This window comes from Exiguobacterium sp. s183, from assembly GCF_018617655.1.
Taxonomy (GTDB): Bacteria; Bacillota; Bacilli; order Exiguobacteriales; family Exiguobacteriaceae; genus Exiguobacterium; species Exiguobacterium aestuarii_A.
The window spans coordinates 104,247-129,344 of record NZ_JACSKN010000002.1 but is presented as its reverse complement, the minus strand read 5'-3'; the positions used below and the strand labels follow the sequence as shown (position 1 = coordinate 129,344).

Annotated in this window: 23 protein-coding genes; 21 read left to right on the top strand and 2 right to left on the bottom strand. The window is 49.6% G+C overall.

Features of this window, described 5'->3' with window-relative positions; genetic code table 11:
* Window positions 1-2 precede the first annotated feature (2 nt).
* From KNP62_RS06195 to KNP62_RS06105, 19 genes are all read left to right on the top strand, one after another.
* Window positions 3-1,160, top strand: coding sequence for a glycosyltransferase family 4 protein (locus tag KNP62_RS06195; protein WP_214784398.1), 1,158 nt, complete (start codon window positions 3-5; stop codon window positions 1,158-1,160).
* 122 nt (window positions 1,161-1,282) lie between these two features.
* Window positions 1,283-2,068 (top strand): YveK family protein, encoded by a 786-nt coding sequence (locus KNP62_RS06190; RefSeq protein WP_214784395.1) that lies wholly within the window; start codon window positions 1,283-1,285, stop codon window positions 2,066-2,068.
* A complete protein-coding gene (locus tag KNP62_RS06185; RefSeq protein ID WP_214784392.1) occupies window positions 2,031-2,732 on the top strand; it encodes a CpsD/CapB family tyrosine-protein kinase in 702 nt (233 codons plus the stop codon). Before KNP62_RS06190 ends, KNP62_RS06185 begins: the two co-directional genes overlap by 38 nt.
* Window positions 2,733-2,755: 23 nt before the next feature.
* Window positions 2,756-4,027 carry a glycosyltransferase gene (locus KNP62_RS06180; protein ID WP_214784389.1) on the top strand — a complete coding sequence of 424 codons (1,272 nt, stop codon included), beginning with the start codon at window positions 2,756-2,758 and terminating at the stop codon, window positions 4,025-4,027.
* On the top strand, window positions 3,970-4,887 hold the full coding sequence (locus KNP62_RS06175; protein WP_214784386.1) for a glycosyltransferase family 2 protein: 918 nt from the start codon (window positions 3,970-3,972) through the stop codon (window positions 4,885-4,887). Before KNP62_RS06180 ends, KNP62_RS06175 begins: the two co-directional genes overlap by 58 nt.
* A 17-nt stretch (window positions 4,888-4,904) precedes the next feature.
* Complete coding sequence (locus tag KNP62_RS06170) at window positions 4,905-5,969, top strand: EpsG family protein (protein ID WP_214784383.1); 1,065 nt, start codon at window positions 4,905-4,907, stop codon at window positions 5,967-5,969.
* A 15-nt stretch (window positions 5,970-5,984) separates the two neighbouring features.
* Window positions 5,985-7,517 carry an oligosaccharide flippase family protein gene (locus KNP62_RS06165; RefSeq protein ID WP_214784380.1) on the top strand — a complete coding sequence of 511 codons (1,533 nt, stop codon included), beginning with the start codon at window positions 5,985-5,987 and terminating at the stop codon, window positions 7,515-7,517.
* Window positions 7,518-7,700: 183 nt separating this feature from the next.
* A complete protein-coding gene (locus KNP62_RS06160; protein ID WP_214784377.1) occupies window positions 7,701-8,726 on the top strand; it encodes a polysaccharide biosynthesis protein in 1,026 nt (341 codons plus the stop codon).
* Window positions 8,723-9,898 (top strand): polysaccharide biosynthesis C-terminal domain-containing protein, encoded by a 1,176-nt coding sequence (locus tag KNP62_RS06155; RefSeq protein ID WP_214784374.1) that lies wholly within the window; start codon window positions 8,723-8,725, stop codon window positions 9,896-9,898. Before KNP62_RS06160 ends, KNP62_RS06155 begins: the two co-directional genes overlap by 4 nt.
* Complete coding sequence (gene wecB, locus KNP62_RS06150) at window positions 9,825-10,976, top strand: non-hydrolyzing UDP-N-acetylglucosamine 2-epimerase (RefSeq protein ID WP_214784371.1); 1,152 nt, start codon at window positions 9,825-9,827, stop codon at window positions 10,974-10,976. Before KNP62_RS06155 ends, wecB begins: the two co-directional genes overlap by 74 nt.
* Window positions 10,977-10,979: 3 nt before the next feature.
* Entirely contained in the window at window positions 10,980-12,110 is a 1,131-nt protein-coding gene (locus KNP62_RS06145; RefSeq protein ID WP_214784368.1) for a glycosyltransferase family 4 protein, read from the top strand.
* A gap of 12 nt (window positions 12,111-12,122) precedes the next feature.
* A complete protein-coding gene (locus KNP62_RS06140) occupies window positions 12,123-12,839 on the top strand; it encodes a WbqC family protein (protein WP_214784365.1) in 717 nt (238 codons plus the stop codon).
* Between the two features lie 11 nt (window positions 12,840-12,850).
* Entirely contained in the window at window positions 12,851-14,008 is a 1,158-nt protein-coding gene (locus tag KNP62_RS06135) for a DegT/DnrJ/EryC1/StrS family aminotransferase (RefSeq protein ID WP_214784362.1), read from the top strand.
* Window positions 14,005-14,976: a glucose-1-phosphate thymidylyltransferase RfbA gene (gene rfbA, locus KNP62_RS06130; protein WP_214784359.1), complete on the top strand. Its 972-nt coding sequence runs from the start codon at window positions 14,005-14,007 to the stop codon at window positions 14,974-14,976. Before KNP62_RS06135 ends, rfbA begins: the two co-directional genes overlap by 4 nt.
* Window positions 14,882-15,937, top strand: a complete 1,056-nt coding sequence (gene rfbB / locus KNP62_RS06125) for a dTDP-glucose 4,6-dehydratase (RefSeq protein WP_214784356.1) — start codon at window positions 14,882-14,884, stop codon at window positions 15,935-15,937. Before rfbA ends, rfbB begins: the two co-directional genes overlap by 95 nt.
* The gene (locus KNP62_RS06120; RefSeq protein WP_483299209.1) at window positions 15,934-16,572 is read left to right on the top strand and encodes a sugar transferase; all 639 of its coding nucleotides are present in this window, start codon (window positions 15,934-15,936) and stop codon (window positions 16,570-16,572) included. The genes rfbB and KNP62_RS06120 overlap by 4 nt, the downstream gene beginning before the upstream one ends.
* Before the next feature lie 151 nt (window positions 16,573-16,723).
* Window positions 16,724-18,067: a hypothetical protein gene (locus tag KNP62_RS06115; protein ID WP_214784350.1), complete on the top strand. Its 1,344-nt coding sequence runs from the start codon at window positions 16,724-16,726 to the stop codon at window positions 18,065-18,067.
* A gap of 17 nt (window positions 18,068-18,084) precedes the next feature.
* Window positions 18,085-18,792: a WxL domain-containing protein gene (locus KNP62_RS06110; protein WP_214784347.1), complete on the top strand. Its 708-nt coding sequence runs from the start codon at window positions 18,085-18,087 to the stop codon at window positions 18,790-18,792.
* An 11-nt stretch (window positions 18,793-18,803) separates the two neighbouring features.
* Complete coding sequence (locus KNP62_RS06105; RefSeq protein WP_214784344.1) at window positions 18,804-19,811, top strand: DUF916 domain-containing protein; 1,008 nt, start codon at window positions 18,804-18,806, stop codon at window positions 19,809-19,811.
* 98 nt (window positions 19,812-19,909) lie between these two features.
* On the opposite strand, the gene KNP62_RS06100 is transcribed toward KNP62_RS06105, so the two are convergent.
* Window positions 19,910-20,170 carry a hypothetical protein gene (locus KNP62_RS06100; protein ID WP_214784341.1) on the bottom strand — a complete coding sequence of 87 codons (261 nt, stop codon included), beginning with the start codon at window positions 20,168-20,170 and terminating at the stop codon, window positions 19,910-19,912.
* Between the two features lie 104 nt (window positions 20,171-20,274).
* Here KNP62_RS06100 and KNP62_RS06095 point away from each other — a divergent pair, with 104 nt between their 5' ends.
* Together KNP62_RS06095 and KNP62_RS06090 are read left to right on the top strand one after the other, a co-directional pair.
* Entirely contained in the window at window positions 20,275-21,516 is a 1,242-nt protein-coding gene (locus KNP62_RS06095; protein ID WP_214784338.1) for a UDP-glucose dehydrogenase family protein, read from the top strand.
* Between the two features lie 99 nt (window positions 21,517-21,615).
* Complete coding sequence (locus KNP62_RS06090) at window positions 21,616-22,344, top strand: DUF3784 domain-containing protein (protein WP_214784335.1); 729 nt, start codon at window positions 21,616-21,618, stop codon at window positions 22,342-22,344.
* A gap of 12 nt (window positions 22,345-22,356) precedes the next feature.
* Here KNP62_RS06090 and KNP62_RS06085 read toward each other — a convergent pair whose 3' ends face one another.
* Complete coding sequence (locus KNP62_RS06085; RefSeq protein WP_214784332.1) at window positions 22,357-25,053, bottom strand: EAL domain-containing protein; 2,697 nt, start codon at window positions 25,051-25,053, stop codon at window positions 22,357-22,359.
* Window positions 25,054-25,098: the final 45 nt, after the last annotated feature.

The window sequence follows — 25,098 nt, the reverse complement described above, 5'->3', positions numbered from 1 at the left end:
ACATGAAACGAGTCCTCATGGTCGCATCGGTCGTATCGATGATTGAAAGTTTTAACCGTGACAACATCCGGACCCTTCAAAACATGGGATACGAGGTGCACGTCGCCACGAATTTTGAATGGGGCAGTATGTATAGCGAAGAAAAGGTCGAACGCGTCAAACAAAGTTTACGGGAGGAAGGGGTCACCCTTTTTCAAATTGACTTCGAGCGAGACATCAAAAAGATGAACGGGCATGTTCGGGCATTCCAACAATTGAAACGCGTCATGACGGCACAGTCGTATGCGTTCATTCATTGTCACTCCCCGATCGGTGGCGTGATTGGTCGCCTTGTCGCAAGACAGACAGATACGCCATGCATGTACACGGCTCACGGGTTCCACTTCTTCAAAGGCAGTCCTTCTCTCAACTGGATGCTCTATTATCCGGTCGAACGGACACTTGCCCGATTGACCGATACCATCGTGACGATCAATCAGGAAGACTTTTCGAGAGCACAGACATTTAAAACGACGCACACGTTCCGCATTCCAGGGATCGGGGTCGACACGAAACGAATCGAACAGGTTCATATCAATCGCCCGTTGAAACGTCAGTCGCTCGGGGTGGACACCGATACCGATTTCGTCTTACTGTCCGTCGGAGAATTGAACGAGAACAAAAATCACGAGACCATCATTCGAGCGATTGCCGAACTCGGTGATCCGAGCATCCGTTACTGGATTGCCGGGACTGGGGACGCGAGACCTCAATTAGAGCGAGTCATTCGAGAGACGAACCTCACGAATCAAGTACAGCTCCTCGGTTTCCGAGATGACGTGTTTGAAGTGATGAAAGCGGCAGACTGTTTCGTCTTCCCATCTAAACGAGAAGGGCTCGGGATGGCGGCGCTTGAGGCGATGGCGGCAGGGTTACCGATCATCACCTCGAACGTGCATGGGATCAACGATTATTCGGTCGACGGGGTGACCGGTTTCAAGTGTGCCCCGAACGATATTCAAGGATTCGCACGCGCCATTCGAACGATGCGACTGGATTTCGAGCTATCTCATCAGATGGGGTTGCATAATTCACAATCAGCCAAGGCGTTTGATGTCGAGCGTTCCCATGAGGAGATGAAGCAGATTTACGATACGTTCAGGAATCGACGTCCTTCCTGATAGTTTATAAAAAGATGGTCATCATTTCTTTTGATTTGTCAGAAGAGCGGGGGTAAGTAGTAAGCACACCAAGATTCTAGACACTAGGAAATGCAGCTGAATAGTTGAAGGAGGGTTCACCCGTGAATAGTCAGACGATGCTCCTATCGGATTTACTCGCTGTCTTTAAAAAGAGTAAACTGTTGATTCTTTTGACGGTCATGATCATCGGAGGAGCGGCCTATTATGTCAGTCAATATGTGATCGAGCCGACGTATGAAGCATCGACCCAGGTGCTGATCGTACCGAAGCAAGAAGCCGGCTCAAACGTTGTCGACAGTACCCAGGTCTCGTCATCGCTCTCGTTGATTAATACGTATCGTGTCATCATGCGGAGTCCTGCCATCTTAAACGAGGTACAGGAGCAAGTGGCGAACGCGCCGGATGATATTAGCGAAGTGTTGTTGGTCGAGAGTGAGGAAGAATCCCAAGTCATCAATATCGTCGTCGAGTATAGCGACCCGGTCGTCGCCGCGAATATCGCGAACGTCATCACGGAAGTATTCGCCAATGAAATCCCGGATCTCATGAATATCGATAACGTCCGGATTTTATCGGTTGCTGACGTGCCGAGCGATCCCGTTGCACCGAGTACGGTCATGTATACAGGCATCGGTTTGATTGTCGGGTTTGTCATCGGAAGTGTGCTCGCCCTCATCCGTTACACGTTCGACAAACGGATCCGTGATGAGAAGGAAGCGGAGAAGCTACTGGCGTTACCGGTCATCGGAAACATTCCAGTGATTGAAAAGCGAGACATGGCCGCGAAGCGGTCGAAACCGGAACCTGTAAAAGAAGACGTCAATCCAGTGGCGAAAGGAGACGAGACAAATGTTCCACCTACCAAAGACACAAGACAAAGTTCGTGAAGCGAAACGCAGCTTGATCACGCTCGTGAATCCACAGTCTCCCATCGCTGAACAATATCGGACGATTCGGACGAATTTACAATTCACCTCGCTTGGAGCGGACTTACAAACCATCGTGGTCACGTCCGCATCACCAGGAGAGGGGAAATCGACGACGGCTTCCAATCTGGCCATCGTCTATGCGCAGCTAGGAAAGCGTGTCTTACTCGTCGATTGCGATATGCGAAAACCGACAGCCCATTTCACTTTCCAACTTCCAGGGCAACTCGGGCTTTCGACTGTGCTCGCCAAACGGACGACGCTCGAGCGATCCATCCAGGCTACCCAAGTACCTAAGCTGTATATGCTGCCGGCCGGACCGATTCCTCCGAACCCTTCGGAATTACTCGCTTCTCCGATGATGAAACGGGTGCTTGAAGAGATCAAGCAATCGTATGACATGATCATCTTAGATGCGCCACCCATCATGCAGGTCGCGGACAGTCGGATTGTCGCGAGTGAGGCGGACGGGACAATCCTTGTCATCGGTTGCGACAACTCGAACCGAGACTATGTGTTGAAAGCGAAAGAGCAGCTTGAACTGTCGGGTGCGAACATCCTCGGTCTTGTCATGAATAAGCGAGACAAAGGAAAAGAACGTCATTATCACTACAAATACGATTGAGCCAGGAGAGGAGGCGAAGGACGATGCGCATCTTACACATTAACGCGATCAATGAGGAAAAGAGCACAGGACGAATTTGTAAAGAGCTCTCGACCATCGCCAATCAGTCTGGTCATGAGAGTATCGTTGCCTATGCGACAGGACCGGACAGTGAGACGGGTATTCGAATCGGCTCGCCGTTCGATCAAAAGCGTCATGCTTTCTTGTCGAGACTGACCGGCAAGCAAGGATATGCCTCGAAAGGAGCGACGGAAGAGCTGATCCGTCGATTAGAAGCCAATCCACCTGACGTCGTCCATCTGCACAACCTCCACTCCAACTATATGCATTTGGAGACGCTGTTGACGTGGTTAGCTGAAACCGACACGCCGACGGTCCTGACGCTGCATGACTGCTGGTTTTATACCGGTAAATGTACGCATTACACGAGTTCAGGATGCGACCGCTGGCAATCTGGGTGCGGAAACTGTCCACGACTCGCCCTCGATAATCCGAGTTGGGGACTCGATCGGACCGCGCGGATGTGGCAAGACAAGAAAACGTGGTTTCAAGCGATTCCTCGACTCGCTGTCATCGGTGTATCGGATTGGATCACGACGGAGGCTAGGTTTTCATTTCTCGGGCAATCTTCGATCATTCGTCGAATCTATAACTGGGTCGACACCGATATTTTCCGTCCACGGGATACGGCGTTGTTGCGGCGGAGACTCAGGCTGACGAATCGCTTTGTGCTCCTTGGGGTAGCGAGCTCTTGGGATGACTCGAAAGGATTGTCCAAGTGGATGGATTTGGCGGAACGGCTCCCGGACGTCACCATCCTACTCGTCGGTGCGATGCCAGACATCGAGTTACCAAAACACATCATCCACATCCCGTCGACGAACCGTCCGGAAGAGCTCGCAGAATATTATGCCCTCGCCGATGTCTTTTTGAACTTATCTGAAGAAGAGTCATTCGGGAAAGTGACGGCAGAAGCGATGGCGTGTGGCACGCCAGCGATTGTCTTAGATGGGACGGCAAATCCAGAGCTCGTCCCGGCCTCGTGCGGATCTGTCGTATCCGGCAGTCATCCGGCACTTCTCGTCGATGCGATCGAGCGAATCAAACGAGATGGAAAAGGGTTTTATACGGAAGCGTGTGTCACCCATGCCCATCAGGCGTTTCGGATGGAACATCGCGTCGCAGACTACTTGGACGTCTATCAGGAGTTGATCCATCAGAAAGGAAGGGATTCACTATGGCACAGCCACTCGTCTCCATCGTCATCCCCGTCTACAATGGAGCGGACTATTTGAACGAGACGATCGAGAGTGCACTCGCTCAAACGTACGAACCGATTGAAGTGATCGTCGTGAACGATGGGTCGACGGATGGTGGGGCGACGGCAGCCATCGCCAAACAGTTCGGTGATCGCATTCGCTATTTTGAGAAGGAGAACGGTGGCGTATCGACCGCCTTGAACCTTGGGATTGAGAAGATGCGAGGAGAATGGTTCTCGTGGCTCAGTCACGATGATTTATATACACCTGAGAAAATCGCACATCAAATCAAACTCCTCGACCGAATGGATTCCACACAGAAGACGATTCTATCTTGTGGGACGGACTTGATTGATGAGGTCGGGCGCCCGATTCAACGACTTCGGAAGCGTACGAAAGGCTTTTACACGAGTGACGAGATGTTTGATTATTTAATGTTAGAGGCGTGTCTGAGCGGGTGTGCATTACTCGTCCCGAAGCAGGCGTTTGAAGAGGCAGGGATGTTCCCGACGAACTATCGCTATATCCAAGACTGGGTGCTTTGGGTCGATATGGCGCTTGCCGGATACGAATTTCTCGTGACGACCAACCCTTATGTCAAATCGCGCGTTCATCCGAAACAGCAGACGAAGCGGATTTCGGATGTGGCCCCGATCGAGTCACGGCGCTTCTTTGAACAGTTGTTGAAACGGCTTGAGTCACCTTCCAAGCAAAAGACAGTCTTTCGAGCTATCTATCGCTCTACCGCACCTGATGTGCGGGAAGAGTTGATGACACGTTACGACGGTCATCGTCTGTTATCTTACCGGGAGCAGAGGTGGCTACAAGGTAGATCCTATTTATATCATCGGGCGTTGTCTGTCTATCGCGGTGTCATGGACTTACGTTATCGCTAACGAAAAGGAGGGGCGACATGCTCATCTATTTGATCAACCTCATTCTCCTCATCGCTTGGGCAGCGTTACTCCTTCGCGATGACGGCATTCGAAACGGGAAATTGTTGTTCGTGATCATCGCGACCGTTCAATGGATCGTGTTGTCTGGCTTCCGGCATCTGAGTGTCGGGGCGGATACGATGCAGTACAAATGGATGTATGACCAGTCGAAGGTCATGTCGTGGGAGCAGATCGGCAACAACTTCATGAGCGGTTTATTCGAGAGCGGGGACGAGCGAGACCCGGGCTACTTCGTTCTTCAAAAAGCGACCCAGCTCGTGACAGATAACTACCAATGGTACTTGCTCATTGTCGCGATTCTATTCCTTGTACCGTTCGGGATTTGGATCTATCGCAACTCGACGGAACCATTACTTAGCTTTATCATCTTTTCGACATTATTTTATGCGTTCTTCGCCATTACGGGAATCCGTCAGACGATTGCGACGGCCATCGCTGTCATGATCGGTTATGGGTTCGTGAAGGCGCGTCGGTTTTGGCCATTCCTACTCATCGTCCTTCTCGCAGCGACCATTCATAAATCAGCACTCGTCTTCATCCCGTTTTATTTCTTAGCCAACAAGCAATTGACGAGCCGTTATCTTCTCTTCATGGGGACGCTCATCCCGTTCTTATTCGTCTTCAGAGGACAACTGTTTGAACTGTTCCGGATCATCAGCGGGTATGACCAATACGATTACTATGCGGGAGCAGGGACGCTCAACTTTTCGTTACTCCTCCTCTTGATCACCATCGTCGCCGTCTGGCGTAAAGACGAGATGATTGCGAACAACCCGTATGCCGTCCATTATATCAACGCCTTGTTGCTTGCACTCTGCTTCTTACCGCTCACATTCATCAATCCATCGATGATGCGCGTCGTTCAATATTTCTCCGTTTTTATCATGCTTCTCATTCCAGAAATCTTACGATCGTTTGACCGAAGGGAGCGCCTGCTCATCTATTACGTGGCCATCACAGCGTTACTCTTCTTATTCGTCCGGAACGAACCGATTTATCTATTCTTCTGGCAGCAAAAATAAAGGAGGGAAGTCGAAATGGCGACGAAAGTGGAATTCGATGAACAACGCAGCTCACGTCAAATCAAAATCGGTGCCCTCATGTCATATACCGCCATCGGCTTCAATATTTTAGCAGGGTTGATCTATACGCCGTGGATGATTGCTGAAATCGGACAAGCCAGTTACGGACTTTATATGCTGTCCATCTCGCTCGTCAGCATGTTCGCTCTCGACTTCGGGCTTGAAGCGGCCGTATCGCGCTTCTTATCCAATTATCACGCACTCGGTGACGAAGAGGGGGCGTCTCGCTTTTTAGGTGTCGCCTTCAAACTGTTCACGGGAATCGCCATCTTGATCGGTCTCGTGCTCGTCGGCGTATACGTCATGATCGAGACGATTTATGCGAGCTTGTCCGCGAGTGAAATCGATACATTGAAGACGCTCTATATCATGGTCGGCTTTTATATCGTCGTCCTCTTTCCGACAAAACCGTTCAACGGCATCTTGATTGCGAATGAACGGTTCGTCGTCTTGAACTGGTTCAACTTATCTGAAAAAGTGCTCACGGTCGTCTTGATGATTGGGGCGCTCCTCCTCGGATATGGACTATATGCGCTCGTGTTCGTCAACGCGCTCGTCGGACTCTCCATCATCATCGGGAAAGGACTCTACTTGATGCGACGGACGGATACCGTCGTCGAGTTCCTCTATTCGAGTCGCACGATGTATCGGGACATCTTCTCCTTTTCGTCTTGGACGACGTTGATTGCACTCGCGCAGCGATTCATCCTCAACATCACCCCGACCATTTTGGGTGCGGTCGCGGGGAGTGCCTCCATCGCACTCTTCTCCATCGGGATGGTCATCGAAGGATACGTTTGGACCATCTCCTCGGCCATCGGCTCGCTCTTCCTTCCGAAAGTCACACGGATGACGACGAGTAACCGGCACGGGGATTTAGAAAACTTGCTGATCCGGGTCGGGCGGATTCAACTGTACATTGTCGGTTTGATCATCGTCGGCTTCATGACGATGGGACAAGAGTTTATTCGACTGTGGGTCGGCGAATCGTTTCATACGTCTTACTGGGTGGCGCTCTTCTTGATCGCCCCAGGGTTCATCACATTGACTCAAGAGATTGCCTACACGACATTGATTGCGACGAACCAAATTAAATATCGGGCGTTCGCCTCTTTGATTGTCGCACTCGTCAGCGTCATCTTATCTTCTATCTTATCGCCGCATTACGGGGCCATTGGGGCGGCCGTCGCTATCTTAATCGGGAATGTCTTTGGCACCATCTTGTTTATGAACTGGGTCTATCTCCGGATTCTTCAGCTGAACATGTGGCGCTTCTTTAAAGAGTGTCATCTCAAGATTATGCCGGCTCTCATCGTCTTGGGTGTGGCAGGCTGGATGATTCAGCAAACGTTTCCCGTCAATTCACTGTTTCTCTTCTTACTGAAAGCCGGGGTGCTTGGTGCCGCCTACATCCTCGTCTTGTGGCTCTTCACGTTTCGAGAGGATGAAAAACAACTCATCACCGGGTTATTACGCCGATCATCTTAAGCATCCCAATCGAGGATGCTTTTTCTAATTATGGGAACGCGCCATTAAGCCATCTTTCAAAAAAATGATACACATATCTTTCAGATTCTTGTAGGAGAAGGGTATCACGTTAATATCCACTCATTGCAATAGTTTTCCAATCACCGATAGAAGCCATTTACATCATGAAGGAGAGGATCTGCAATGTTTCAAGATAAGACGTTACTCATCACAGGAGGGACTGGGTCGTTCGGTCATGCGGTCATGCAACGCTTCCTCAAAACGGACATTAAAGAGATTCGTATCTTCTCGCGCGATGAGAAGAAACAAGACGATATGCGTAAGCTTTATCAGGACGATAAGCTCAAATTTTATATCGGTGACGTCCGTGACGTGAACAGCGTTCGTAACGCCATGTACGGAGTCGACTACGTCTTTCACGCAGCAGCATTGAAACAAGTCCCGTCTTGTGAGTTCTTCCCGCTCGAGGCGGTCAAGACGAACGTACTTGGTACAGATAACGTCTTAACGGCTGCCGTCGAGCAACACGTGAAAAAAGTGATTTGTCTCTCGACGGACAAAGCCGCCTATCCGATCAATGCGATGGGCATCTCAAAGGCGATGATGGAAAAAGTGTTCGTGGCGAAAGCGAAAGCGGTTCGTCCCGACCAGACGCTCATCTGCGGGACACGCTACGGCAATGTCATGGCATCACGCGGTTCTGTCATCCCACTCTTCGTCGAACAAATCAAACGAGGTGAGCCGTTGACGGTGACGGATCCATTCATGACACGGTTCTTGATGAGTTTAGAAGACGCCGTCGAACTCGTCGTCTTCGCCTTCAAAAACGCACACGCAGGAGACATCATGGTTCAAAAAGCACCGGCCTCGACGATTGGAACGTTGGCACAAGCGCTCATCGAACTGTTCGGTGTCGACAACCCGATTAAAGTCATCGGGACACGTCACGGGGAGAAACAGTACGAGACACTCTTGACGCGAGAAGAGAATGTGGTCGCCGAAGACATGGGCGGATTTTACCGGGTACCAGCGGATACGCGAGACTTGAACTATGAAAAATACTTCAGCGAAGGCAGTCAAAAATTGACCGTCGAAGGCGAGTATAATTCGGCGAACACCGAGCAACTGAATGTCGAACAAGTGAAACAACTGCTCATGAAACTTCCTTATATCCAACAAGAGTTGAAAAGCTGGGTGAAAGTCTCATGAAGATTCTCATCACAGGCGCGAACGGGTTCGTCGGAAAGAATTTAAGGGTGACGCTCGAAGCGGCCGGGCATGAAGTGTTTGCTCAAACACGTGATACGGACGAGGAGACGTTCATGAACTACTGTCGTGAAGCAGACTTCATCTATCATCTGGCTGGGGTGAATCGTCCGAAAGAGGAACGCGAGTTTTTCGAAGGGAATGTCGGCTTGACGCAACATCTGCTCGATGTCCTCACTCAAGTCGATAACTCGGCACCAATCGTTTACGCGTCTTCTGTTCAAGCCGAGCTCGACAACCCATATGGACAAAGCAAGCGTCAAGCCGAGCAGTTGCTACTAGATGAAGTGACCCGTACCGGACGTCAGGTGATGATCTATCGACTTCCGAACTTGTTCGGGAAATGGAGTCGACCGGATTATAACAGTGTCGTCGCCACATTTTGTGACCGGGTCGCCAAAGGAGAGGCAGTCGAGATTCATGATCCGAATCGCACCGTCACGCTCGCCTATATCGACGACGTCGTGGAAGCTTTCGTGAACGTGTTGGAACATCCGGTCAAGCCTGGCTATCAGATGGTTGACACACATGACCCCGTCTCGCTGGAGCGTTTGGCAAACCTTCTCTATACGTTCCGCGATAGTCGGAAGAATCTAGCCGTCCCTGCGCTCGATGATCGCTTCACGAAGCAGCTCTATAGCACGTATCTCAGCTACTTGCCGGTCGACGCATTCGGATATGACTTACGAAAGCACGAGGATCACCGGGGCTCGTTCACTGAATTCCTTCGGACACCTGACCGCGGTCAAGTTTCCGTCAATGTGGCCAAGCCCGGGATCACGAAAGGGAACCACTGGCATCATACGAAAAACGAAAAGTTTTTAGTGGTCAGCGGGGAAGCGAACATTCACTTTCGAAAACTCGGGGAGGACGTCGTCCATTCGTATTATGTGACGGGTGAGATGATGCGCGTCATTGATATCCCGGTCGGCTATACACACAGTATCGAAAACGTTGGAACGGTAGATTTGGTGACGGTCATGTGGGTCAATGAAGCGTTTGACCCGAATCGTCCGGATACTTATTTCATGGAGGTGCAAGATGAAACAGCTCAAAGTGATGACCATCGTCGGGACGCGACCCGAGATCATTCGTCTGTCGGCCGTCCTTCATAAACTTGAACAATCTGAAGCCATCGAGCATATCCTCGTGCATACCGGACAAAACTATGACTACGAATTAAATGAGGTCTTCTTCGAAGATTTTGGACTAAGAAAGCCAGACCACTTTTTAAATGCCGCGACCGGTAGTCCGATGGAGACAATCGGCAACATCTTGATTCACATCGATCCGATTTTAGAACAGGAGCGTCCGGATGCGGTCCTTATCTTAGGCGATACGAACTCTTGCTTGACGGCCATCGCCGCCAAACGACGGAAGATTCCAATCTTCCATATGGAGGCGGGCAATCGCTGCTTCGACCAGCGCGTCCCGGAAGAGACGAACCGTAAAATCGTGGATCATACGTCGGATATCAATTTGACGTATAGCGATATTGCCCGGGAATATCTGCTTCGTGAAGGGTTACCGCCAGAACGGGTGATCAAGACTGGGAGTCCGATGTATGAAGTGCTCCACTCTAAGCGCGAGGCCATCGAACAGTCGGACGTGCTCGACCGACTCGGCTTGATGCGGGAGGGCTATTTCCTCGTCTCGGCTCACCGGGAAGAGAATATCAATTCGGACAAGTTGTTTATCGCGCTCGTGGACAGTTTGAATACGGTAGCTGACGTGTACGACCTTCCCGTCATCGTGAGTACACACCCACGCACGATGAAGCGGATCCAAGAGTTGAATATCACGTTCCATCCGCACGTCCGGTTGCTCAAGCCGCTCGGTTTCATCGACTACAATCACTTACAGCTCCATGCGAAGGCGGTCCTCAGTGATAGTGGGACAATCAGTGAAGAGTCTTCGATTCTCGGGTTGCGAGGTCTCAATATCCGCGAGAGTCATGAACGTCCTGAAGCGATGGAGGAAGGGGCTGTCCTTATGGTCGGGCTCGAGAAAGAGCGCATCCTCCAAGGCATCTCTGTAGTCTTGTCACAACCACGTCCACGACTCGTCAACGACTACAGTATGCCGAACGTCTCAGACAAGGTCGTACGCATCCTTTTGTCTTATACGGATTACGTTCGACGTGAAGTATGGAAAGGTAGCGTCGACCCGAGACAGGTCGTCAAGGAGGGATAAACGATGAAACAGAAGCTTGTCTTTATCAGTAATATCGCGTCTCCGTACCAAGTGAAGCTCTGTTACGCCTTAGAAGAATATTTCGATGCAGAGTTTTGGTTTTATGAACACTTGGATGCGAATCGACCGGACTGGTGGAAAATCCCGCTCGGAGACAAATGTAAGATCTTAAAATACTCGAAACGGTTCCCGAAACTGAGCTATCTCTCACTCGGGTTGATTCCTGAACTCATTCGTTTCAAGCCTGACATCATCTTGCTCGGAGGATTCATGCCGATGCACGCATTGATCACAAAAGTGGCGAAACGGTTAGGGATCAAAACGGTCGTCATGAGTGAACCGCTCCGTCCACTTCAAAACGACGATGACCCGTCAGATCGATTGATGAATCGGATCGATAACCCTCGAAAAACACAGCTATTGCATTGGATGTTCAAAGATGCGGATTTATTCTTCGGCATGGGAACGGTCGCGGTCGATCAGTTCAAACGGGAGCTACAGTTCGATCCGGATAAAGTCGTGCATGCCACGTATGCACAAGATATCGATGCCTATTTCGATCATGGTCTCCGTCATAAAAAACAAGGGGACACGTTCAAGTTATTGTTCGCGAATCGCCTGGTCGAACGGTATCAGCCACTGCTCGTCCTCGAGGCGTATCGCAATTTATCAAAACGATACAACCTAGAGCTTTACTTGAACCACTCGGGTCAACAACTCGAAGCCTGTAAATCATACATCGCGGAACATCATCTCGAGAACGTTCATTTCTTAGATGAGATTCGGGCGTGGGACGAGATGCCGATTGTGTACGAACAAGCCGATATCTTGATTCTCCCGGCAACTTACTCGAACGGGAACGGGACGATCATCGAGGCACGGGCTTCCGGCATGGGGGTCGTCATCAGCAATCAAATCAACAACGTATCGCATCATTCGGTAGATGGAGAGAACTGTTACATGTGTGATGTCACGGTGGAGTCGATCGAAGCGGGAATCGAGCAATACTTGGCGCATCCCGAACGCTTGATCGAACACGGCAAACTCTCTCGTGAGCTCGTGAAATTCCATCGAAATGATGTGACGGCAAAAGGGTACTATGACACGTTGCGGGAGAAGCAAATCATTTCGTGAAGGAGTGTTCGTATGAAAGTCGCCATCATGCAGCCGTACTTTTTCCCCTACATCGGCTACTTCCAACTGATGCACGCCGTCGATACATTTGTCATCTTCGACGATGTCCAATTTATCAAAAAGGGATGGATTCATCGGAATCAGATCGTGATCGACGGTGAACCCCATCCATTCACCTTATCCATTCAAAAGATGAGCCAGAACAAGTTGATTTGTGAACATGAACGAGCGCTTGCGGAAGAGACGGTTGTGCGGCAAATCAAACAGCTGCATCACGCATATCAAAAAGCACCTTATTTCAATGAGGTGATGCCGGTTCTCGAACGTGCGCTGTCGAATCCAGAACGAAACGTCGCGATCTATCTCGCTCAAAGTCTACAAGAAGTGGCGCGCTATCTCCAAATCGATACTCGCTTTCTATTGACATCAGAACTTGAGCGAGACCCGACTTTGAGAGGACAAGAACGTGTAATCGATTATTGTAGGCAGCTCGGCGCGACCCATTACATCAATGCGATTAATGGGCGAGCACTCTATGATGAGGAATCGTTCCAACATGCTGGTATAGCACTATCCTTTTTACAGTCAGACCTCCCGGCTTACAGGCAGGGAACGGATACGTATCTGCCTTACATGTCCATCATCGACTGCATGATGAACTGCTCTGCTCAACACATTCATGAGATGCTTCATCGTTACGAACTTGTCGCCAATCATCAACCGACTTAGGAGGGAAGCATATGTTGCACATCGTTGATCTTCAGTCGAGTACACCACCGCTACCATCGCATGAGCCCGTCATTCCGGTCATTCAGTCGGCACTCCCTCCATTCGAAGAATATGTGGAAGAGATTCGATCGTTATGGGAGTCAAAATGGCTAACGAACAATGGGACGAAGCACCAGCAACTCGAACAAGCACTGAAAGACTATTTGAACGTCGAACAGGTAGCGCTCTTCACGAACGGTCACTTGGCGTTAGAGGCGGCAATCGAGGCGCTCGGACTGACAGGGGAAGTCATCACGACACCGTTTACGTTCGCTTCGACGACACACGCGTTGATTCGAAAAGGACTGACACCTGTCTTTGGAGACATTCGAGCAGACAACTATACGCTCGATGCTTCAAAAATCGAGCGATTGATTACATCAAAAACATCGGCCATTCTACCCGTGCACGTATATGGAAATGTATGTGATGTCGAGGCCATTGAGGCAATCGCGAAAAAACATAAGTTGAAAGTGATCTATGATGCAGCCCATACGTTCGGGGTGACGCTGAACGGACGTGGAATCGGAACGTTCGGAGATGTCTCGATGTTCAGTTTTCATGCGACGAAAGTCTTCCATACGATTGAGGGCGGGGCACTCACATTCAATGACCCGGCACTTAAACAACGCTTCGAGCGACTAAAAAACTTTGGCATCACGGGTCCTGAAACCGTCAAAGAACCAGGTGGGAATGCCAAAATGAATGAATTTCAAGCGGCGATGGGACTGTGTAACCTTCGTCATATCGATGAAGTGATGGCGAAGCGGAAGCAGATTCGAGAACTGTATGACGCCGCTTTGAAAGGAATCCCAGGGATTCGTGTACTCGAATATCAACCAGGCGTCCACCCGAATCATTCCTACTATCCAATCGTGTTCACGGATGCGGTCAATCGTCGAGACGAGATGGAGACGGTACTGGCTGCAAAAGGTGTGTTGACGAGAAAGTACTTTTATCCACTCGTCACGGACTACGACTGGATGGAAAATCGATTTGCGAGCCGCCGGACACCGGTCGCCCAACAAATCGCGAATCGCGTCCTGACGTTGCCACTCTACCCTGATTTGACACCGACCGACGTCACGCGAATTTGTGACATCTTGAGAGAAAGGATGATGACACGATGAAAGGGATCATATTAGCGGGCGGGAACGGGACGCGCCTCTATCCGATGACAAAAGCTGTATCGAAACAACTCTTACCGATTTACGACAAGCCGCTCATCTATTATCCGATGTCGGTCTTGATGCTCGCGGGTATCCGAGAAGTGCTCGTCATCTCTACTCCTCAAGACATCGGAGGGTATGAACGCCTCTTCGGTGACGGCCATCAGCTCGGGATTGACGTCTCGTATAAAGTCCAGACGAAACCCGTCGGCTTAGCGGATGCCTTCATGTTAGGAGAAGAGTTCATCGGTGATGATTCGGTCTGCCTCATTTTAGGCGACAACGTCTTCTACGGACCTGACTTGACCCGATTCTTAAAAGACGCCCAAGCGAAGACGAAAGGTGCGACGGTCTTCGGGTATCCGGTGAAAGATCCGCGGGCGTTCGGTGTTGTCGAGTTTGACGAGAATCATCGTGTCGTGTCCATCGAAGAAAAACCGGCCGTTCCAAAATCGAACTATGCGGTACCCGGCCTATACTTCTATGACAATCAAGTCGTCGAATTCGCAAAACAAGTCAAACCGTCACCACGGGGAGAACTTGAAATCACATCCATCAACAATATGTATCTCGAGCGGGGTGAGCTGAACGTCGTCCTATTCGGTCGGGGGATGGCATGGCTCGACACAGGGACGCCGGAAGGCATGATCAAAGCTTCAATCTTTGTCCAGACGGTGCAAGAACGACAAGGCTACTATATCGCTTGTCTTGAAGAAATTGCGTGGCGCCGTGGTTTTATCACACGTGAACAGCTTCGGGACATCGGCTTGACGCTCAAGATGACCGACTACGGTCAATATTTAATCTCACTCGTAGAGGAAGGGGAACAGACAAATGCATACGATCCTAGTGACTGGCGGAGCCGGGTTCATCGGTTCAAATTTCATAAAACACTATCGGGCAAAACATCCGACGTCCCGCATTCTTAACGTCGACGCGTTGACGTATGCAGGCAACCTAAACAACATCCAGGAGTTTGAGACCGACCCGCTCTACGTGTTTCGAAAAGTGGACATTCGGGATCGTCCCGCCATCGATGAACTGTTCACGCTATTTCAAGTGGATGAAGTCGTTCACTTTGCGGCAGAATCCCATGTCGACCGCAGCATCCTCGAGCCCGAGCTGTTTTTATCGACAAACGTACTCGGGACACAAGTGCTGTTAGATGTAGCAATGCGTCACTGGAAGCTACATCCGGATGACAAATACAGTCGGGAGTACCGAGAGGGTGTCTGTTTCGTTCACGTCTCGACAGATGAAGTGTATGGCTCACTCGGCGAGACCGGCTATTTTACGGAAGAATCACCGATTGCACCGAATAGCCCGTATTCAGCATCAAAAGCCAGTTCGGATTTACTTGTACGTTCGTATCATGAAACATACGGGCTCCCCGTCAAAACGACACGTTGCAGCAACAACTATGGACCGTATCAATTCCCAGAAAAACTGATTCCGCTCATGGTGCATCATTGCATGACTGGGAAACTGCTTCCTGTATATGGGGATGGTGGACATATTCGGGATTGGCTACACGTTCAAGACCATTGTGAAGCCATCGATCTCGTTCGGGAGAAGGGTCGTTTCGGTGAGGTGTATAACATCGGTGGAAACAACGAGAAGACGAATCTCGAACTCGTTCGTACGATTTTACAAGTGTTTCAACTATCAGACGATAAGATTCAGTTCGTCACCGACCGACCTGGTCATGACCGACGTTATGCGATCGATGCCTCTAAAATGCGGGAAGAGTTCGGTTGGACACCTCGTTATCAGTTTGAACAGGGAATGGAAGAGACGATTGAATGGTATCGCACGCACCAAGAATGGGTGGAGGACGTCGTAACGGGAGCTTATCGCGATTACTACGAAAAAATGTACGCTTCTCTATAGAAAGGGGGAGGTTCAATATGTATGAACGTCATTTTAAACGAATGCAAGACATCACCTTAGCATCGCTCGCACTACTCGTATTGAGCCCAATCTTATTCGTTGTCGGTGTGATGATTCGAATCAAGCTCGGGGGTCCCATCTTCTTTCTACAGGAACGCCCGGGTAAGGATGGCGTCGTATTCCATTTAATCAAATTTCGGACGATGACAGAGGAACGAGATGAACATGGAGAACTGCTTCCCGATGAGAAGCGTTTGACACCATTCGGTCAGAAGTTACGTTCCCTTAGCATCGATGAGTTACCAAGTCTGATCAACATCATCAAAGGGGACTTATCGATTGTCGGTCCTCGGCCGCTTCTTGTCGAATATTTACCTAGATATAGTGTGGTACAGAAACGCCGTCATGAGGTGCGACCTGGATTGACCGGACTTGCTCAAGTGAATGGGCGTAACCGTTTGTCGTGGGAAGACCGGTTTAACTTAGATGTTCGATACGTGGACCATATCACGTTTTTAGGGGACTGGAAAATTGTTGTTCAAACGGTTTATAAAGTATTTAAACGAGATGGGATCTCTTCTGAAACCTCAGCGACGATGGAAGCGTTTATGGGAAATGAATCTATACATGATTGAAACACCTTTTTGCAAAAGCAGAAGGTGTTTATTTGAGTTCGACATACATAAATAGAACATTTATGACATATTGAAAGTTTTAATTGTCTGATAATGGATATAATGTATGTAGTATCTTGTTCCCGTCGTCTCTTAACATATGGAGGGGTCTATGGAAAAAAAGTACTTACTGTTCGCGATGCTGTTAATTGGGTTCATCTCGTTGAATCATCCGCTTGTGTATGAAGCAACGAACGATGCGACGTGCGTAGAATGTCAGGAAGAACCAGTACCAATTGAAGAAACGGAGGATCCCGATCCCCCACCGGAAGAGGTGATTCCACCAAATCCGTCGGAGTCATCTCCGCCATCAGAAGAACATCCCCCGCCACTTGACGCTGACGTAGACGAAAAGGAAATCCAAGAACCGGTTGAGATGATTCCGATACCGGATGATTCAGGTGCGACAGTGCCTGAACGAAACGAAGAGGGAGATTTCCCGACCACCCCACCTGTCACCGAATCCAGGGAACCAAATCAGGACATCCCGACTGAAGATATGCCTGCTGTAGACGTTCCTTCTACTCCTCCGTCATCGGACGAAGTGACAGAGGAAGAGGCAGAAACAGCGGAGGAAGTATCCGGGATTATCGGCATATCATTGCTTGATGACCTCACCTTGGACGGTTCATATTCAGACCGCGTGACATTGACAGCCACGGGGAGTGGGGTTCTCAATTTGAACCTGTTAAAAAACCGATACGTCATCTTTAAAATTCCGACTCGTTTGATTCCTTACATCAATCAAGCGAGTTTGACTGGAACCTACGATGTACCGTCTATTAGTGTTATTGGTGCGGAGGTTGGACGTAAAACTGGGACGTTCAATGCGTTGACAGTCGATCCTGAGAGCGGACAAGTCATTGTAAACGTCAATGACTTATTGAATGTCTCGCTACTCACGAGGTCCACGTATAAGTTCACGCTCAGTTTTACACTGTCATCGCTACCACTAGGACACCCACAGCAATATACGTTTTTTAGTCAGGTGACGAACGAAATCGTGGACATTGAACTCCTTTCCGACGGGAGCGATTCATGGACGCTTACGTTAGAGGGTCCTCTGTTTTATTTAACTGTGCCCTCCACGATTGATTTTGGGATTGTGCCCCTTCACGAAGCGAGACGAACGGTGAATCGCCAAATGATGATGACATTAATTGTGTCGCATGAGCGGGCACTCGGTTATCCGTGGCGACTCCTAGTCAACGCCTCGCCGTTACAGACGAGTGAGGGAGATGTTCTCGAAAACAGTGTCCACTTTCGAACGACGGATGGACAACTGTTGCCTCTTGAACAAGGACCACAACTGATCACGTCCGGCGTGATGGAAACGGAACCGACAACACTTTCCTATCCTTCTGATGAAGGGATTGTTCTCGATTTACAAACACAAACACCACGTGCGCAACAATATTACTCAACGATTACTTGGACACTCGTCAACGCGCCTTGAAAAGGAGATGACCGATGATGAAATGGAATAAAGTAACGGGTTGGATGATTGGATTATGGGTTGTTGGAAATGTGATGACGGTAAATGCTGCGACGACAGGGACGACAAACGCCATCATTGACTTTGTCGACCTCGAGCCGCCTGAGATTTTAGATCCAGAAAATCCGGATATCGTCTTGGACCCCCAACCGAATGAAGGAGACGGGGACGTGAACGATACAGCTGGTGATCTGACGCTCGACTTCGTTCCGCATCTTTATTTCGGGTCAAACGAGATTGAAAATGATTTGGCGGCGCGATATGAAGCAGTGCTTCCTGCCAAAGGTGGTTCACTCACGAAAGGTCCATTCCTTCAAGTGACCGATCGCCGCATCATCCCGGGGCAGTGGACGGTTTCAGTTAAAGCTTCAACATTTATGAGCAATGGAGTCGCAACGTTGACAGGTGCCTATTTGACATTCTTGAACGGCGTCGTGGACAGTCCGGCTACGAACAGTGTATTCGATGGACCAGATTTACGAGGCACCGAAATTCGGGTGGACGCGGGTGGCGATGCAGTCCCACTCTTGTCGGCTGATACGGGAGAAGCACCCTTTACATGGATTGCGCATTGGATTGGACCAGAAAATGTCGGTGTGTTTTTGGATATCCCAATCAATACGAAGCAAGTCGGGGAGCATACGTCCGAACTTACATGGACACTCAGTCCTGATTTGGCACCGTGAGAGGGTCGGGTATGAAAAGATGTTACGGATTACTCTCCATCTTATTCGTTTGTCTATTCGTCAGCTCCACGATGCCAGTAAGCGCGCAAACCGGAGAAGTGGGCTTTTCCGTTGAACGGGTCCCACATGTTCAGCAAACGAATGACCGTGTCGGGTATTTTGACTTGCTCGTGAAGCAAGATGAAGAAACGACGTTAGACGTGATTATCCACAACCATGCGTCTGAAGACAAAACGTTCGATGTAAAGATTGGGAATGGCTATACGAATGAGAACGGGGTGGTCATGTATGATCAGGAGAAAGCCATCTCAAATCATCTCTCTTTCACAGAACTTGTATCCACTTTTGATGAAAACGTAACGGCTGCGGCAGGTGAGTCGAAGCGTGTATCTTTCGTGTTGAACAGCGTGAACGGAGACGTGGACGGTGTCATTTTGGGAGGAATCCGTGTTTCAGAAACGACAGAGCGACAAGAAGATGCACAGGTCGGACTTCAAAATCGATATGAATATGTGATTGGCGTCGTCTTACGAACTTCGGTCAAACAAGTCCCGTTTTTTCCAGAATGGCAAGGCGTGAACGTCAATCAAGAGCATCATTATCCGCACATCGCGTTTCAAGTGATGAATGCATCCGGCTCCATCAGTCAAGACTTGGACGTTCAAATGACGATTCGATCGGATGAACAAGATGTGAAGCTCGATCATGCGATGGAGGCGAAGCTCGTCCCTTACACATCGACGGGTTTTCGCTTCCCGCTGACGAAACGACTAGATGCGGGCACTTATCAAGTCGAGATGACGATGACCGAATCGGGTACAGGGGCGACTTGGACTTGGGAAGACGAACTGGTCGTTTCTGAAGAAGAGGCGGAAACGATTCGCGAACGTGTCGAGCAACCGATTGTGGAAGAATCAAGCTTCTTTAGCGGAACGTGGACGATGTCGTTGCTTGCGCTTCTGTTGACGGTAGCATTCTTGTACATCGTTCATTTAAGAAGAAAGTTAAAGACACAATAACGTCAAATCCTCGTCGATGAAACGAGGATTTTTGTATGCATGCAGGAATTTCACACACTTTCTCGAATAGGACAAAAAGAAAAAGCGCCCGACCGAGGTCAAACACTTTTCTTCATTTGCTGTTTTCGGTCGCGTTGTACTTTCCAAATCACTGACACAATGACAATCAGGATTGGAGCGAATACCCATGGTCGAGTTTCTAAGATTGAAACGAGCTCAAAAATGGAGAGCCAACCACTCACCATGATCAACACAAGTAAAAAGGTTTTCAGTCCCCCCCGGACTGGAAGCCAAAAATAAATCAATAACGTCACCAACAAGAAAGCGATTAAGCCCATACGGTTTGTCCTTTCACCCATCATTTTGACTCATTATAGCAAAGAACATCGAGAGAGTGTTAGAAGCTTCACTTCTTGGGCGTATTTGAGTACGCTTAGAAAAGATGATTGAAGGAGGAACTGATGTGAAATTTGGAATTATAGGCTTAGGATATGTTGGATTGGCGACACTATGCGGATTGGCCAAAGCTGGTCATGAAGTCATCGGGGTCGAGACGCACCAAGGGAAGTTAGCTCTCCTGAAGAGTGGTCACCCTCCATTCCACGAACCGGGCATGGCGGACGTGTTACAAGAGCACGCCGATCAAATCACGTTGACCGACGAAATCGCGGATGCAGATCATGTCGACTATTTGGTTCTCGCGGTCGGCACACCGAGTAAGCCCGATGGAAGTTGTGACCTCTTTTATATCGAGACAGCTCTATCTGAATTGAAGACAAAGCACAAGGTCATCATTCGTAGCTCGGTCCCACCTGGCACGACAGATTTGTTGAAAATCATGTATCCTTCTCATACGTTTGCGATCGTACCCGAGTTTCTACAGGAAGGGCGCGCCCTCGCGGATGTCATGAAACCACATCGTGTCATCATCGGATGTGAGGACCTTGAGGTTTGCGAAGAGTTGGCAGGGATTTATGGCCGACTTGGCGTCCCGCTCATCTGTACGACACCGATCAATGCCGAGCTCATCAAATACGCCTCGAACGCCTTTTTGGCGACAAAGATCAGCTTCATGAACGACTTGTCTCGTCTAGCCGATGAGGCAGGGGCTGACATCACGACGATTGCGGACGGGATGGGGCTCGACCCACGGATCGGGCGTTCGTTCCTCAACGCTGGAATCGGATATGGGGGCTCTTGTTTCCCGAAAGATATGGATGCGCTTCTTCATGTCGCAAAAGAAAATGACGTCAATCTTCGCGTCATCAAGGCGGCAGCGAAAGTGAACGAAACACAAGCGCCATACGTATTGTCGAAACTTCATCTAGAACCTAAGATGCGTGTCGCCATTCTCGGTTTGGCATTCAAACCAGGAACGGATGATATGCGAGATGCACCGTCCATTCTACTCGCACACCATATGGTCGCACGAGACGTGGAAGTCATCGGCTATGACCCGATCGCAACATGGGAATATCCACAAGCAGCGTCTGTAGAAGAAGCCTTGAAAGATGCAGATTATGCGATTCTCGTTACGGAATGGGAAGAGCTTGTGAACTTGGCACCGGAAGCCTTCTCCGGCATGCGTCAACGTCGGTTGATCGATGCGCGGAATGCGTGGAAGTTCGCGCGTGACCCGGGTGACGTCGCGTACGAAGGCATCGGCCGGATGCAACGTCCGTCCAACACCCCGACATCAAACTAAATCTTCTGAGGGACCGCTTCATTCAGCGGTCCTGTTTTTGTGTGGGATGAATCTTTTGTGTAACTCATGACGTAAAGGAAAGAAGAGGAGGTGAGGCACATGTGGATTCTTGTATTGGCGGCGGTCATCGTCATCGCACTCGGTTTTGCGGTAGACCGTCTCGGATGGCACGATTTGATTTCTGGCTACAATACGATGTCGAGAGAGAAGAAGGAACGGGTGAACATTCAAAAAGTGGCACGTCTTGTCGCGTGGATGTGTTACGGGATTGGTGCTATCTTTCTCCTCATCGCGCTCATCGAAGGATTTGAATTGGACATTTCACTCGCTCCATTTTTTATCGTGATGATTGTCTTCATCGTAGCTATGCTTTGGCGTATGCAAAAGTATGACGGCAACATCTATGACGAATCAGGGCGTTTGAGACCGGGCGGTAAAAAACGCCTCATCCCGATTGTCATCGTCTCCGTCGTCTTACTCGTCGGAGTGCCGGCGCTCATGTTTTGGTTCAGTCAACCGACCGAGGTGACGGTGACAGACTCAACGATTGTCATTGAGGGGAGCTATAGCCGTGAGATCCCATTCGATGAACTCGAAGATGTGACGTGGACGACGTTACCCGAAATTGCGCGACGGACGAGCGGGGCGGAATCGGGATCACGTCTGACGGGACATTTTCGGACGAAAGCAGGGGAGGACGTTCTTCTCTTTATCGACCGTGATGTCGAGCCGGTCATTCGACTCGATTGGTCGGAAGAACCCATTTATCTGAATCAGTCCTCGGCAGAAGCGACGAGGCAGTTATATGAGGACATTCGTTCTCGCTGAAGAAAGGGACACTCAATTCGAGTGTCCCTTCGTCTTGACCCATGATTCAAATGAAGCCGCATCGAGTGCGGGTGAGAAGTAGTAACCTTGCCCGAGCTCGACCCCTTCCCGAATCATACGGGACAGGTCGCTCTCGGTCTCGATGCCTTCCGCGAGAGCGGTCAACTGCTGTTCGTTCGCAAAGCGTGAGACGGCACGTAAGAATGACGTGCTCTCTTTCGCTTTCCCACTCACATACATCCGGTCGATTTTCACTTCTTGAATCGGTAAGTGCCAAATCGCTTCGAATGAGGCATATCCAGTCCCAAAGTCATCAATCGAGAGACAATACCCGAGATCGGCGATATCTTCTAACCGTTCAAGTTCGCTCGCATACGACATGATATCCGATGACTCGGTCAATTCGATTTTCAATCGGTCCGGTAACCATGGATATTTCTCAATCGAATCCCGAAGTTTCGTCACGATTGATGGGTCGACGGAGTGGGCCGACAAGTTGAACGAGAGAGAGATGTCTTCAAACGAAGTTCCTTGCCAAGCGACGAGTTGTTCAATCGTCTGGTCGAGGATGTTGTGTGACAGCCACAGGATTTGATCAGACCGCTCGGCAATTCGGATGAATTCGTTCGGTGGAATGATGCCCATCTCAGGATGTGTCCAACGAGCGAGTACTTCTGCACCGACGACGCGTCCAGTTTTCAGCTCGACTTGCGGCTGATAGGCGATTGTCAAGTCACCTTTTCGAATCGCATCCGGAAGTGCCTGTTCGATTAAGGCGGCGAGCTGCATCTGAGCTAGAATGTCAGAGTCATACCAAACGAGCGGCGTACGTGTTTCTTTCGCATGTTGCAAAGCTTTCATCGCCTCGAATAGGCAATCGTTATACGCCGGTTTCGTCTCGGTCGCGCCGATTTGGATGTGTACGTTTTGTCGCTTGTGATTGACCGTCACTTCGCTCGGGAACAATTCCAGCAGTTCATGTTCATCCTCGGCAGTGAAACCTTTCACGTATAACATGAACATATCATCCCGATATCGACCGAAGAGATGGTGCGCATATTTCGATAGACGGGCTTCGACAGAGCGGGCGAACTCTGTCATGAGTAAGTCCGCATACGCCGGGTCGTACCAGTCGACAAGGTGATGGTAGTCGTGCAGTCGAATCAGGACGAACGTTCCGTCAATCTCTTGACGCTCCCACTTCCTGATGAATCCATACTCGTTATAGAGATTCGTCGCCAAATCGAAGCGGACGAGTCGGTCGACTTTTCGCTCCCGTTCGACCCGGTCGGTCTCATCTTCGACAATCAAATAGTACGTCAGTTTTTCTTCCCGTTTGAGCGGGGTCAGCTTGATGTTCAAATAGCGTGTGTGTTCACCTTTTAAATGAATGATGAACTGGGCGCTCGTCCCTTGGTCGGTCACGCCTTCAAGTGCTTGCTCGAACATTCGCCGTCCCGTATCAGTGAACAACTGATTGATTTCGTATAAGTTTCGGTCCCCGAAAAATTGACGGAACATCTCGTTGCGTTCCATCAGGTTATACGAATCGTCCATCAAGGCGATGGCGAGACCCGTCTCGGAGAAGAGCGATGACCAACGTTCGTGATAGCGGACGAGTTCTTGTGAGCGATTTTCGAGTTCATGGACGGTCGAATGAACGCTCACCGCGATCTCACGTAATTCGTCCTCGATGCCACGGAAGTCATGTGTTTTCGGGAATGTCGCTTCGACCGGTTCTAAGCTTGGGTCGATGGCGAGCGCACGTGCTTTCAGATGCGCCAAATCATGATTATACCGTTTACGCGTATAGTAGAGCAGGAAAAGCAGTCCGAGCGATAAGAGGAGTGTCATGACAAACGATGCCGTGGCAAGGACTTGATAATGCTTACTTTCTTCTCGCAACATCGTCTCGGACGTGGAACGAATCGAGCGAAGGGCAGCGTAGGCATCTTCGTAAACGTTCGTCGAATTGACGTAACGGGCTTCAAGTGACGCTTCACGACTGGCCATATTCGCAAACGTTTGACCACTTTCTGCGACATCGATGACGGCTTTTGTTTGTAACGCTTCGTTTTGATCGATGATTTTTTGAATGATTGTCGCTTCATTGACAATCAAATCAACAGTGCTCATCAATTGTTCCTCGTCAATCGTCTCTTGGAACAACGTCTCGCTATTGCGCATAAGCATTGACTGCATTCGCATCATCGCATCCGTCAGCTCATACGTGGCGTTCGGTTGATTGGTCTGTTCGAGCGCTTGATAGAGCCAACGCCGATTGATTGAACTGATGACATCAGACGGGACCGCTTCGAACTGTTCTGCATCGAGAACGCCTTCCAAGTCATTCGAAAATGTCTGAAGCGTCTCTCGTTCTTGTTCGTCTACACCTGATTCAAAGTCTTTCTGCAGTCGTTCATTGTATTGAAGCGCGCGCTCTTTATAAGGGATAGAAAGAAATGATGTCGTTTGATTCGATTGATCCTCATAGCGAGTCGCCGCCTCGAACAAGGTGACATACGCTTCGACGCCAGCGAGGTTTGCCGCCTGATTCAAATTCGTGATCGTCTCGTCGATCGCTTCTTGTTTTTCATGCCAGTAATAACTCGTCCCGAGTCCGAACATCAAGACACCGATGAGACAAGCGATTGCGAGTACCATCGTGTAAGTACGGTATGGAATTTTAGCAAAACGGGGTTGGCCCATCCGGCACCTCCTTTTTTCCTTCATCATACTTCCGATTCCGTTTCA